Origin of the sequence: Endozoicomonas sp. 4G, from assembly GCF_023822025.1 — a bacterium.
Lineage (GTDB): Bacteria > Pseudomonadota > Gammaproteobacteria > Pseudomonadales > Endozoicomonadaceae > Endozoicomonas_A.
In genome coordinates this window covers 1,650,343-1,662,192 of record NZ_CP082909.1, presented here as the reverse complement: position 1 = coordinate 1,662,192, position 11,850 = coordinate 1,650,343, and the positions used below count along the sequence as shown (strand labels likewise).

General features: G+C 50.4%; 12 protein-coding genes. 4 read left to right on the top strand and 8 right to left on the bottom strand.

Annotation, left to right across the window (positions count from 1 at the left end):
* Positions 1-55 precede the first annotated feature (55 nt).
* The 4 genes from K7B67_RS06440 to gltS form a co-directional block, all read right to left on the bottom strand.
* Positions 56-1,075, bottom strand: coding sequence for an Asd/ArgC dimerization domain-containing protein (locus K7B67_RS06440; RefSeq protein WP_252179532.1), 1,020 nt, complete (start codon positions 1,073-1,075; stop codon positions 56-58).
* Positions 1,076-1,145: 70 nt separating this feature from the next.
* A complete protein-coding gene (locus K7B67_RS06435; protein ID WP_252179531.1) occupies positions 1,146-1,592 on the bottom strand; it encodes a PaaI family thioesterase in 447 nt (148 codons plus the stop codon).
* A complete protein-coding gene (locus K7B67_RS06430; RefSeq protein ID WP_252179530.1) occupies positions 1,589-2,050 on the bottom strand; it encodes a PaaI family thioesterase in 462 nt (153 codons plus the stop codon). The genes K7B67_RS06435 and K7B67_RS06430 overlap by 4 nt, the downstream gene beginning before the upstream one ends.
* Before the next feature lie 59 nt (positions 2,051-2,109).
* Positions 2,110-3,309 (bottom strand): sodium/glutamate symporter, encoded by a 1,200-nt coding sequence (gene gltS, locus K7B67_RS06425; RefSeq protein ID WP_252179529.1) that lies wholly within the window; start codon positions 3,307-3,309, stop codon positions 2,110-2,112.
* Positions 3,310-3,640: 331 nt separating this feature from the next.
* Here gltS and K7B67_RS06420 point away from each other — a divergent pair, with 331 nt between their 5' ends.
* The 4 genes from K7B67_RS06420 to K7B67_RS06405 all read left to right on the top strand — a co-directional run bounded on the left by K7B67_RS06420 (position 3,641) and on the right by K7B67_RS06405 (position 6,790).
* Positions 3,641-4,975: an AAA family ATPase gene (locus tag K7B67_RS06420; protein ID WP_252179528.1), complete on the top strand. Its 1,335-nt coding sequence runs from the start codon at positions 3,641-3,643 to the stop codon at positions 4,973-4,975.
* The gene (gene ptuB, locus K7B67_RS06415) at positions 4,959-5,744 is read left to right on the top strand and encodes a retron Ec78 anti-phage system effector HNH endonuclease PtuB (RefSeq protein ID WP_252179527.1); all 786 of its coding nucleotides are present in this window, start codon (positions 4,959-4,961) and stop codon (positions 5,742-5,744) included. The genes K7B67_RS06420 and ptuB overlap by 17 nt, the downstream gene beginning before the upstream one ends.
* Positions 5,745-6,282: 538 nt before the next feature.
* Positions 6,283-6,561: a BrnT family toxin gene (locus tag K7B67_RS06410; RefSeq protein WP_252179526.1), complete on the top strand. Its 279-nt coding sequence runs from the start codon at positions 6,283-6,285 to the stop codon at positions 6,559-6,561.
* Positions 6,539-6,790 (top strand): BrnA antitoxin family protein, encoded by a 252-nt coding sequence (locus K7B67_RS06405; protein WP_252179525.1) that lies wholly within the window; start codon positions 6,539-6,541, stop codon positions 6,788-6,790. The genes K7B67_RS06410 and K7B67_RS06405 overlap by 23 nt, the downstream gene beginning before the upstream one ends.
* 166 nt (positions 6,791-6,956) lie before the next feature.
* Here K7B67_RS06405 and der read toward each other — a convergent pair whose 3' ends face one another.
* The 4 genes from der to hisS all read right to left on the bottom strand — a co-directional run bounded on the left by der (position 6,957) and on the right by hisS (position 11,770).
* A complete protein-coding gene (gene der / locus K7B67_RS06400; protein ID WP_252179524.1) occupies positions 6,957-8,423 on the bottom strand; it encodes a ribosome biogenesis GTPase Der in 1,467 nt (488 codons plus the stop codon).
* Positions 8,424-8,651: 228 nt separating this feature from the next.
* Positions 8,652-9,812 carry an outer membrane protein assembly factor BamB gene (bamB, locus tag K7B67_RS06395; protein WP_252179523.1) on the bottom strand — a complete coding sequence of 387 codons (1,161 nt, stop codon included), beginning with the start codon at positions 9,810-9,812 and terminating at the stop codon, positions 8,652-8,654.
* A gap of 3 nt (positions 9,813-9,815) precedes the next feature.
* A complete protein-coding gene (locus tag K7B67_RS06390) occupies positions 9,816-10,487 on the bottom strand; it encodes a tetratricopeptide repeat protein (protein WP_252179522.1) in 672 nt (223 codons plus the stop codon).
* Complete coding sequence (gene hisS / locus K7B67_RS06385; RefSeq protein ID WP_252179521.1) at positions 10,484-11,770, bottom strand: histidine--tRNA ligase; 1,287 nt, start codon at positions 11,768-11,770, stop codon at positions 10,484-10,486. The genes K7B67_RS06390 and hisS overlap by 4 nt, the downstream gene beginning before the upstream one ends.
* Positions 11,771-11,850 lie beyond the last annotated feature (80 nt).

Genomic DNA, 11,850 nt, shown 5'->3' with positions numbered 1-11,850 from the left:
GCAATCCCGCTCGTAAACACACCTTATGGTACTGTCACTGTTCTTAGCTAAGTTATCATTTTAAAAAGTCTTTTAGCAATATCTCTACCACTGCCAATGCCTGAATTGCACCGCATCGCACAGGATCAGCCACAATCCATAAGCATATTTGATCGGCATGATCCGGATTTTGACGAATACGACCCACGACAATGGCATCTTTTCCTGCAACGGTTTCAACAGAAGGCATTTCATCCACTGCTGCCAACTCAATGCCATCAACACCGGTCAGGAGATCCCTGACCGTCTGCTCGTCCACCGGACGATCCAGATCCAGGTGCACCGCCAGACTGTCACCGAAGAACACCGGCACCCGCACGCAGGTGGCACTGACCCTGAGATCTTCCTGATCCAGCCCCTTCATCAGTTCTTCAGCGATCAGGCGCTCCGGTGCGGTAAAGCCACTTTCAGTGACGGGACCCACCTGCGGCAGGACATTGAAAGCAATTCGCTGCTCAAAAAGCGTTTTCTTGACTGGCTTGCCACTGAGCAGGTCAATTGTCTGCCCACGCAACTCTTCAATTCCTTTCTGACCACTTTCAGCCAGCGACAGGCTGGCCATAACATTGACAGAATCAATACCCACGGTTTCCTGAAGAGGCTTGATAACCTGTAGCATCAGCGCTGCCGGACTGGCTGGAATGGCTACCTCCTGCTGACCAGACAGTTCGGCAGCATCGGAAAGACCAGACAGGTATATATCAGCCTCACTATTAATAGCACCACCGACCGCACCATTAACCACACGACAACCACTCTCAGCAGCCAGGTTCAGGACTTCAGGGTTTATGTGTGAGCCAGCCGGTATGATCAGAAGATCAGCATCGGCGTAGTTAAACGTCAACGCACTAATAACATCCAGTTCCGTGCCCTTGAAAACGACGGTGGCTTCGTCGCCAGGCTCACCAGGCTCTTCACTTCCTGTCAGCGGATAGACAACACCGGGCGTTAAATGGCTCTCTTCCAGAAGGGTTAGCAGAGCCTCCCCGGCAAGACTCTGGGCATTATAAATCGCTAAATCAAAGGTTCCGCTCATAAGCTTCTCTGTAGGTAAACAACATCGTTGGGGGATTGTCGGGGGAATGTACTTCAGTGTCAGCATTTGATCAATGATCAAGCCGGAAGTGTGCTCTTGCCGTAGCCACTGGTGTTTCCCTGCGGCTCTGCCAGGCGGTGATCGAAACATTGGCGATCCGGCTACCCTGTCTGATCACATTGCATTCAGCAAAAACATCCTTAATTCTTGAGCTTCTCAGGTAATCAATAGAAAAATCGACAATCTTGGGAATGCCAGGCTCGTCCATAAACAACATCAGATGAATGGCTGCCGACATTTCCATGAAACCAGCCAACACACCACCGTGGAGTGCTGGCAACACCGGATTACCGGTGTTTTCGCTGTTTCCGGGTAAAACAAAAAGAGCATCGTCACCCAGGGACTGGCAACGCATGCCAATTTTTCTGGCGTAGGGCAGAAGATCTGTCAGATTACTGTAATCACTGCTTGCCCTGACCTGGAGCAGAACCTCTCTAAAATCGTTTTGAATCGTCATTTTGCCAGCTCCTTAGCCATTTCACTCAAGGTTCGCCCGGTTCTCATAAAGGTGCCCACGCCATGAGCAAAAGGTTGGTCACGGTCGCCCTGGTAGGCGACTCCTCTTGTAAATACAACGGTTTTAGTCACTCGATAGGCTTCTGCAAAACAGCGAACCGGCTTGAAAGGGTCTGGGCACTCAAGATGGTCAATGCGCAGATCGATAGTAGGACAAGTTTCAAAGCCGGGCAGACTGATGCAGGCGGCTATACCGAAAGCACTGTCCATCAAGGTGGTTATCGCCCCGGAATGAATAATGCCACTGCCCGGATCGGCTTCCAGCTCTTCATTAAACGGCATGCGGATAACAACACCTTCAGAAGAGGCTTGCTCCGGCTTCATGCCTAATATACGACAATGAGGTACTGCATGAAAAAACTGCTGGACAACCTTTCCTATCTGCTCGTCGGTATTCATAAACTCAATCCCTTATTCTGGCAGGTACGAGGCCAGTATATCCCATTTCGAACCACTGTTTAGCCTCCATACCAGCCAGTAAACAACTGAATCACGACGGCATTAGTAATATCGATAAAAAACGCGCCAATCAAAGGCACCACAATAAAGGCTTTGCCCGATGGTCCGAAGTGTTTGGTCACTGCCGTCATATTGGCAATCGCATTGGGCGTTGCGCCCAGGGCCATGCCCATATAGCCAGCTGACATGACCGCGGCATCATAATCCCTGCCCAATGCCCGAAAGATCACCCAATAAGTGAACAGTCCGAGCACCACAACCTGGGCCACCAGAATCAAAAGGATCGGCAGGGCCAGATCCACCAGCGTCCATAACTGCATACTCATTAATGACATGGAGAGAAACAGGCCCAGCGACAAATCAGAGACCAGTGCCAGTGAAGCCGAGTCTGAGGGACACTTCATATTCTTGAAGAGCAGTGGCAAGACATTGGTCAGGATGATCCCGGTAAACAGGCAGGTCACGTAATTGGGCAGAAACAAGCCGATTTTCTGAAGCAGGATAGTAATATGAAGCCCTGTACCAATGGCCACGGCGAAAAGAAACACGGTTTCAAGCATCATCTCAGCATCAATCAGCTCATGCTCTTCACCGTAGCGAGAACCGATAGTGATGTGCTCTGAACCTGAAGGACTCAGATTGTTTTTTTCAATCAATCTTTGTGCCAGCGGCCCGCCGGTAAGCCCACCCAGAATCAAACCGAAAGTGGCGCAGGCCGCACCTATTTCCGTTGCATTTAACAAGCCGAACTGTTCCGCCAGGATAGGTGCCCAGGCAATCGCCGTGCCGTGCCCACCGCTTAATGCGATTGAACCTCCCACGACACCAATTAATGGGTTAACGCCGGTCAGTTTGGCAATGGTGACACCAATGCCGTTCTGCACAAACAGGAACAGGCTGGCAAAAATCATCAAAATAACCAGACTGATTCCCCCCTCCTTCAGCGTTGAGAAACGCGACGATAGACCAATAGTGCTGAAAAAGATCAGCATCAGGTTGTCTCTCATGGTCAATTCAAACTCAATGCTCAGTCCGGTAAAAATAAACAGGGCGGTGAACACCAGTGAAGCCAGAAAACCACCGGTTACCGGCTCGGGAATATTGAAATGGCGAAAAAACGCAATATGCGTGTTGAGATAGCGCCCAACGAAGAGCACCAGAATGGCGACGATCAGTGTCTCCCATGAAGATATCAGCATTGAAACACCTAAATTCGGCTGAGGGGGATGGTATCGGGGCAGCGCCTGACTGAATGAAACATGGAACTAAACGACACTAATAATAGTCGTTGCTCAGAATTTTACCGGCGGAGATGGGTTTTCCTTGTTCCCATCCACTGAGAGGCTGCCGCAAAACTCTGGTTCCCATGCTTTTAGGCCCTGTGGGTCCCAGCGTGGGAACTTACGCCATCCGACTGCAATCCTATCCGGAGAATCTGGGCTATGTGTAAACAATGCAATACCGGGGAAAACCCGCTAGAGTGGATTAACTTCTGGCAATTAATCAGCATGGATAAGGCAAATTAAGGCAATGCAACTGAACCATATCGTATACCACAATTTTCGTTGCTTTAAAGAATCGAGGCTCACACTGCACCCAAGACTGACCGTTATTGTGGGTGCGAATGGCGCGGGTAAAACCGCGTCAATGGAAGGCATTGCTGTTGCCCTGGGCAGCTTTATCGGGGCTTTTGATGAAGCCAAAGGCTGGCCTATCAAACCATCAGACGCTCGACAAGAGCGATTACATACCGACCCCATAGAGTGTGAGCCTCAATACCCTGTTGCTATAGAAGCCGAAGGGTCATTGAAACAAGGTGGCCAACCTGAGCACTGGTCCAGAAGCTTGACAGGCAAAAAATCCAAAACCACCGTAGTTGATGCCCGATATGCCACCGAAACCGGCAAATTTCTTCAGACCATGGTGCGAAAAAAACAAAGCGTCTCTCTCCCTATCATTGCCTTCTATGGTGCCGGAAGGTTATGGGGAGAAAGTCGTCTGACCAAAACCAAAAAGCAGACCCTCAGTGAAAGCCGAACACTGGGTTATCACGAAAGCATGAACCCCACTTCAGGCTATAAAGAGTTCGCTTACTGGTTCAAGCAGCTTTTTCAGGCGCAGCTACAAGCGAAAATGGAGAAAGTGCAAAAAGGGGAAGCGGATCTTGTCACTCCATACGACACCACCATTAAAGTCGTACAGAAAACCGTAGATTTGTTACTGGCTCACACGGACTGGCACTCAGTGATGTACGATGCCGCCATGGACGAAATTGCGGCAGAACATCCCGATGTAGGTCGAATGCCTGTGACCATGCTCAGTGACGGCGTGAGGAATGTGCTGGGACTGGCGGCGGATATTGCTTTTCGTTGTTGCAAACTCAACCCTCAGTTTAAAGAAAAAGCCGCCACTGAAACCCCTGGCCTGGTGATGATTGATGAAGTGGATATGTACCTTCATCCCTCCTGGCAGCAAACACTGGTCAGCTCCCTGCAGGAAGCCTTCCCGAAAATTCAGTTTATTCTCACGACTCACAGCCCCCATGTGATTTCGACGGTGGACTCTGATTCGATTCGGGTACTGGATAATGGTCAGTTCCATAATGCGCCCCTGGGCACCAAAGGGGCAGAAGCCTCCCGAATTCTGGATAGAGTATTCCATGTTCAACCTCGTCCGGAAAAAGATCCAAACACTATTCTGCTTAACGAGTACCTTGATCTGGTCTATGACGACAAATGGCAGGAAGCAGAAGAAAAGCGAAAAGCGCTGGACGCTATTTTTCATGGACAGGAACCGGCCTTGACCGAAGCTGACCTTTATATAGAAAACCGTCAATGGGAGTTAGACGGTGAAGAAGATTTGTAAAAGCACAGAACCTCAGGAACTGACCGAGTTCCGTCAGAAGCATCCAAACGCCCAATGGCAAACCTTTAGAGATACTGGCCCATATTCCAGGGTCAAGACAGCCGTGTTTCAGGATCAGGGACTGCTCTGTGCTTTTTGTGAAACCAGACTGCCACCTGAAAAGTCGAGCAACCAGCGGGTAGAGCATTTCCACCCAAAATCCGATGCCTCAGACCCCAACCATAACTGGACGCTGGACTGGGACAATATGATCGGAGTGTGTATGGGCGGCTCCAAACAGGCTGAAGATAAAAAAGTTCGTTACTCCACGCCGGAAAACCTGAGCTGCGATGCCTACAAAGACCATCTGGTTACCGGGGGCCAGTTACCGGAAGACTGTGAAGGCTATGTGCTGAACCCGCTTCGAATTATTAACACCCCCTGTCTATTCAAGTTCGATAAACGCACCTGCGAGTTCAGAGCAAATCCGGAAGCCTGCGCCCAACTGGCGGATATTGATAACCACTATGAGTCGCTGGTTAAGCTGGTGGAAGAAACCATTCGGATTCTGAACCTGAACTGTTCTCGATTAGTAGATGACCGCCGGGCTGTACTGAATGCTTTCAACAAGGAATTTGCCAAAGCCCGCAAAAGCAATAACCGCCGGTACAAAACCCAACTGGCTGATCGCTGGTTTCGCACTCGCTGGCCTTCCTTTTTTACCACCCGCCGGATTTTGCTGGGGCAGGCTGCTGAAGAGTGGCTGGTTGACAGTGAGTATCAGGGGTAAAAATAAACAGGGCGGTGAACACCAGTGAAGCCAGAAAGCCACCGGTTACCGGCTCGGGAATATTGAAATGGCGAAAAAACGCAATATGCGTGTTGAGATAGCGCCCAACAAAGAGCACCAGAATGGCGACGATCAGTGTCTCCCATGAAGATATCAGCATTGAAACACCTAAATTCGGCTGAGGGGGATGGTATCGGGCTGCGCCTGACTGAATGAAACATGGAACTAAACGACACTAATAATAGTCGTTGCTCAGAATTTTACCGGCGGAGATGGGTTTTCCTTGTTTATGCTGAACGGAGTTTAGGTGCCATTGATAGAGGGAACCCATCAATTACATTGAAAGCGTGCACTAAACCGCACCCAGTTAGAAAACAACAGTTTAATGGATTGGTACCCAGCGGACCCCGATATGATGTGTACGTCAGGTTTTTCAGCTCGGGCAGCAGCCAGCCTGCAATGCGATGTTTCAATCCCATTCAGTATTTCCTGAAATTTGTGCTAATTTGTATGTACAAATGTAAATACCGACTTTACCATGCAATTTGAATGGGATGAGAAAAAAAATCAGGCCAATATCCGCAAACACGGGATAGCCTTTGAGGATGCTGTCGATATTTTCAATCATCCTCAGCTCTGCCAGGTTGATGACCGCACGAGTTATGATGAAGAACGCTGGATCACCATTGGACGTATTCAGCACCTTACCGGGGTAGTGGTCTACACAGAACGGGTCGGCGATGTTGTGCGGATTATTTCAGCCCGAAAAGCCTCCAAAAGAGAGATCAAACGCTATGAAGAAAGCATCTGGAACTAACTGGGAACGGCTTGAAGCCATGAGCGACGATGAAATAGATACCTCTGATATCCCCGAGCTTGATGATGAGTTTTTTAATCAGGCCGAGTTACGCCTGCCTGTTAAAAAGCCCATCACAATCCGTTTGGACTCCGATGTTCTGGAGTGGTTTAAAAGTCAGGGCCAAGGCTATCAGACACGCATCAACAACTTGCTCAGACAATATATGGAAGCCCAACAGTCTCGCTAAATTCCTTTGTGAGAATAAACCCCATACTGCCGGGGTCGCTTCTGCTGCTTGATCAGTTCCCGCTCAATGGCCTGCAGTCGCCTTTCCATATCATGTTATGCGAGGTATGCATTCCCACGCGAAGCGTGGGAACGAGGGGGTGTGCGGATATCAGAGCTTGGGTGCACTAACGGCGAGATTTCTGCTTTTTCTTTTTATCGTCTTTTTTCTTACCTTTGAGCTCAATCACACGACGCTTGTGAGTCACCTTGCGTTCGCCACCGGGGTTCTTCTTATGAACGGCTTTGCGTTCTGCGTAAGGGTTCTCTGAAGAACGGAACTCAATACGAATCGGTGTCCCCATGATCTTGAGCACTTTTCTGAAGGTATTTTCCAGATAACGCTTATAAGAAGCGGGAACTTCTTCCGTCTGATTGCCATGAATAATAATGGTCGGTGGGTTCATAGCGCCGGCATGGCAGTATCGGAGTTTTATACGACGATTTCTAACCATGGGTGGCTGGTGAATCTTGGTGGCATCTTCCAGAATCCGGGTCAGCTGATTGGTAGACAGTTTGCGAGTCGCACACTCGTAAGCTTCATCAATGGAATCGTAAAGATGACCGACATTAGTGCCGTGTTTGGCAGAGATCATATGAATACGGGCAAAGTTAATGAACTCCAGCCTTCTGGCCAGTTCTTCTTTTACCTTTTTCCGCTCTTCCTCTTTCATGCCGTCCCACTTGTTCACGGCAATAACAACAGCGCGACCCGCTTCCAGCACAAAGCCCAGCAGATGCAGATCCTGTTCTACAATGCCTTCCCTGGCATCGACCACCAGTACCACGACATTGGCATCTTCAATGGCCTGGAGGGTTTTGATGACTGAGAACTTTTCAGCCACTTCATGGACTTTACCGCGGCGGCGAACACCCGCCGTGTCAATCAATGTGTAGTCCTGTCCCCAACGCTCATAAGGTATGTAAACACTGTCGCGGGTGGTTCCGGCCTGGTCATAAACCACAACACGTTCTTCACCCAGCAAACGATTGACCAGTGTCGACTTACCCACATTGGGCCGTCCAACAATGCCAATCTTGATTCCCCTGGCCTTGACCGTTTCCGAGTCGTCTTCACCTTCTTGAAACTCATCAGGCTCAGGCCCCATCACGGCTTCGAGGACGCCTTCAATCATACCTTTAACGCCACGACCATGGACGGCAGCAATATGGAAGGCTTCACCAAAACCAAGAACGGCAAAGTCGGCTTCTGCCTGGTCAGCATCAACGGTATCGGTCTTGTTAAGCACCAGATGATACTGCTTGTTTTGTTTGCGCAGATGATCAGCAATCATTTCATCAGCAGCCGTCAAACCGGCCCTGGCATCCACCAGAAACAGAACAATATCAGCTTCCCGGATCGCCGCCAGAGATTGTCCGGCCATGGCTGAGTCAATACCTTCTTCGTCACCACTGATACCGCCGGTATCGACAACGATATAGGGTCTGGAGCCCATCCTGCCTTCTCCGTACTTACGATCACGGGTAAGACCGGCGACATTAGCAACCAGGGCATCACGAGAGCGAGTCAAACGATTGAACAGCGTAGACTTACCGACATTGGGACGCCCCACCAGGGCAATTACAGGAACCATACACTTCATTCCACAGGGGTTATTGGATACCCCCAAGCTTTTAACCAGTTACAGACAAACCGCCGTTTAAGAGGGAGCCATTTGTCCTGAAACCCACTTCAGCAGGACTTTACAGTCCAACCGCAATAGATTTCTGGCATTCTAATAACAGAAAAAGGGCTGAACCCCATAAAAAGTTCAGCCCGGCTTTAATCTTTTGCCAAACGCGCTTTGGTTCAATTCAGCACATTAAGTTGACTTTTGTCTCAGCGCTGTCAAGGTGCCATCGGCACTGAGCACGTACAGGAAATCACCTGATACCACGGGAGGGGCCTTAATGGCTGATGAACCCACCTTGAAACGACCTGCTATGCCACCATCAACCTGAGACAACAGGTGAACATAGCCTTCCAGGTCACCCACCGCCAGATAGCTGCTATAAGTGGCCGGCGCTGTCAGCAAACGGTACTCCAGCTTATCTTGTCTCCAGCTCACGGCACCACTGCGTTGGTCCAGGGAACTGACATAACTGCTGTCATCGGTCAGATACAGAGACCCAAAACCTTCAGCGATGGATTTATAGCTCGATAACTCCCGGCTCCAGAGCACACGGCCACTGTACATATCCAGAGCGGCTGCATTCCCCTGGAAGCTGACCATAAACAGGTTGTTACCTACGATCAGCGGCTGCGCCTTGATGTCGACCATTCTTTCCAGTTCAGAAGAGCCTTCAGGAATGGCAACGCGGCTGTTCCAGAGAGGACCGCCATCGGTAATTCTAAACGCTTTCGCTTCACCATTGGAGAGCCCTACAAAGACCGCCTCACCTTCCATGCGGGGGGTACTGGAACCTCTCAAGGTCAGAGCAGGCTGCAAGTTTTCCTGATGCCAGAGTTCTTTACCGGTTTGTGCATCCAGTGCCGTAATGGTGTCGTCAATACTCTGAACCACTACCACGCTGCCGTTGGTTTGCGGAGAAGAGATCACTTCACTGCTCACTCTGGCTTGCCAGAGCTCACTGCCATCTTCTTCTTTCAGAGCAATAACGTGCCCGTCCAGAGTGCCCAATAGCAGCATTCCGTAGTCGGCAGTGATACCACCACCGATGGGGAATTTCAGACTCTTCTTCCAGATTTCCTTGCCGGTCTCGCGATTCAGGGCAACAACGTGACCCTGGGCATCTGCCGCATAAATCACGTCACCTGATATAGAAGGCACCAGTCGCTCATAACGACCTTCATCACCTTCACCGATACTTTTGGACCAGACTTTTTCTAATTCGACATCCGGTTTAAATTCGGTCAGGGGTTTAGGTTTGCGAACGACCTCCTCATCACCGGAGAACAGGCTACAGGAAGCCAGCCCCAGCGTCATGAAAACGATCAGCAGTGACCTGATTATCCTTTGCATCCATTAGCCCTCTTTTACATTTGCTGCCAGATCGTCCAGTTTGAACTGCAGCAGAGGCCGGGACTCTCCGTCGGTACGGGCAGCTTCCAGTGCCTTTTCATAAGATTCGCGCGCTTTGTCCTTCTGACCCATCGCCAGATAAGCATCGCCCCGGGCAGACTCGATGGTCGCTACAAAGCCAGCTTCTGGCGTGGCCTTGGCCAGAACATCCAGCGCCGCCTGGGCGTTATCGTCAGACTGGCCCAGCATCACCCGCGCCAGCCGGGCACGGGCTACCATCTCAACTTCCAGATCAGGCTTCTGATCCAGTACCCACTCCAGGGAAGAACGGGCACCCTCAAGATCGTTATCCAGAACCTGCTCACGGGCCTGAAACAGTGTCGCAAACGCTGCATACTCAGAGCTCTGGTAATCAGCCTGCAAGGTTTCCACTACGTGTGTTACCGTGGCTTTCTGTTGCTCCGACAGGGGTTGCCCCTGGGCTGTCCGGGTAGCGTCCAGAAGACTCTGGTACAGCTGCGATGAATCAGCCGCCGTTTCCAGCTGATTCTTTTGGTATGCCTTGTAACCAAAAATAGCTATGACTGTGATAGCGACACCGGCAATAACGGGCTTGCCGTATTCCTGCCAGAGGTTTTTGAGCAGTTCTACTTCTTCTTCATCTGAGCGACTCACTCTTTACTCCTGAATTCGCTGTTTAAAAATTCAATTACAGCAGAAATATCCATATTTTCCTGCTCACCTTCCGTTAACAAAGGCTTAACGGATATTGACTGACTGGCCAGCTCATCTTCTCCAATGATGAAGGCAAAATCAGCTCCGCTATTAAAGGCTCTTTTCATCTGACCTTTAAAGCCGCCACCGCAATTCACTTGAATGCGTATACCTGGAACACCTGTTCTTATTTGCTCGATCATGGGCAGAGCCTTAGCACTCACCTTGTCTCCGCGGGTGACCACAGCAACATCGACAGTCTTCTGCACCGACTCTGGAATCAGGTTCAGCGTATCCAGCATCAGCACCAGACGTTCCAACCCCATGGCAAACCCGACTGCGGGAGTCGGTTTGCCACCCAGCAGTTCCACCAAAGCATCGTAACGACCACCGCCGCAGACGGTTCCCTGGGCACCAAGGCTGTCGGTTATCCATTCAAACACGGTCCGGCTGTAGTAATCCAGCCCGCGAACCAGACGTGGATTGACAACATAAGCAATCCCTGCCGCATCCAGAATACCTTTCAGGGTTTCAAAATGCTCGGCCGATTCAGCGTCCAGATAATCGTGCAACACCGGGGCGTCTGCGACAATTTCCTGAGTACGTTTATCTTTGCTGTCGAGAATTCTGAGAGGATTAATAGTCAGACGGTTGCGACTGTCTTCATCCAATTCCTGCTCGAAGCGGGATAAATAGTCGACCAGAGCCTCACGATAATGCTGGCGAGCGGCCAACGTACCCAACGTATTGAGTTCCAGACGCACATGCTTATGAATACCCAGCTCTTTCCAGAGTCTGGCAGTCAGCAAGATCAGCTCTGCATCAATATCGGGACCCGCCATGCCGTAAGTTTCAACACTGAACTGATGAAACTGACGGTAACGACCTTTCTGTGGACGCTCGTAACGGAACATGGGCCCCATGGTCCAGAGTCGTTGTGTCTGGTTGTAGAGCAGACCATGCTGGATGCCGGCACGCACGCAACCCGCTGTACCTTCAGGACGCAGAGAAAGGCTCTCGCCATTGCGATCCTGGAAGGTGTACATTTCTTTCTCTACGATATCCGTACCCGCACCGATACCCCGGCTGAACAGCGGACTGGGCTCAACCACAGGCATCCTGATTTCTCGATAACTGTAGGCCGCCATCAGGTTACGAAGTCTGGATTCCAGATACTGCCAGGCAGGGCTCTGTTCTGGCAGGATGTCGTTCATCCCGCGAATGGCTTGAAGTTGCTTTGCCAAGTTCTGACGTCCTCTCAATCCTCAAAAAAGCGCCAACTATAACTTTTCCAGCCTCCTGAGTATATGGCAGACAGGCTTAT

What these genes read in the sequence shown, in the direction of transcription:
- K7B67_RS06440 (WP_252179532.1), bottom strand. Translation starts at nt 1,075, where the DNA reads ATGAGCGGAACCTTTGATTTAGCGATTTATAATGCCCAGAGTCTTGCC.
- K7B67_RS06420 (WP_252179528.1), top strand. Translation starts at nt 3,641, where the DNA reads ATGCAACTGAACCATATCGTATACCACAATTTTCGTTGCTTTAAAGAA.
- K7B67_RS06435 (WP_252179531.1), bottom strand. Translation starts at nt 1,592, where the DNA reads ATGACGATTCAAAACGATTTTAGAGAGGTTCTGCTCCAGGTCAGGGCA.
- der (WP_252179524.1), bottom strand. Translation starts at nt 8,423, where the DNA reads ATGGTTCCTGTAATTGCCCTGGTGGGGCGTCCCAATGTCGGTAAGTCT.
- K7B67_RS06410 (WP_252179526.1), top strand. Translation starts at nt 6,283, where the DNA reads ATGCAATTTGAATGGGATGAGAAAAAAAATCAGGCCAATATCCGCAAA.
- K7B67_RS06405 (WP_252179525.1), top strand. Translation starts at nt 6,539, where the DNA reads ATGAAGAAAGCATCTGGAACTAACTGGGAACGGCTTGAAGCCATGAGC.
- K7B67_RS06430 (WP_252179530.1), bottom strand. Translation starts at nt 2,050, where the DNA reads ATGAATACCGACGAGCAGATAGGAAAGGTTGTCCAGCAGTTTTTTCAT.
- gltS (WP_252179529.1), bottom strand. Translation starts at nt 3,309, where the DNA reads ATGCTGATATCTTCATGGGAGACACTGATCGTCGCCATTCTGGTGCTC.
- bamB (WP_252179523.1), bottom strand. Translation starts at nt 9,812, where the DNA reads ATGCAAAGGATAATCAGGTCACTGCTGATCGTTTTCATGACGCTGGGG.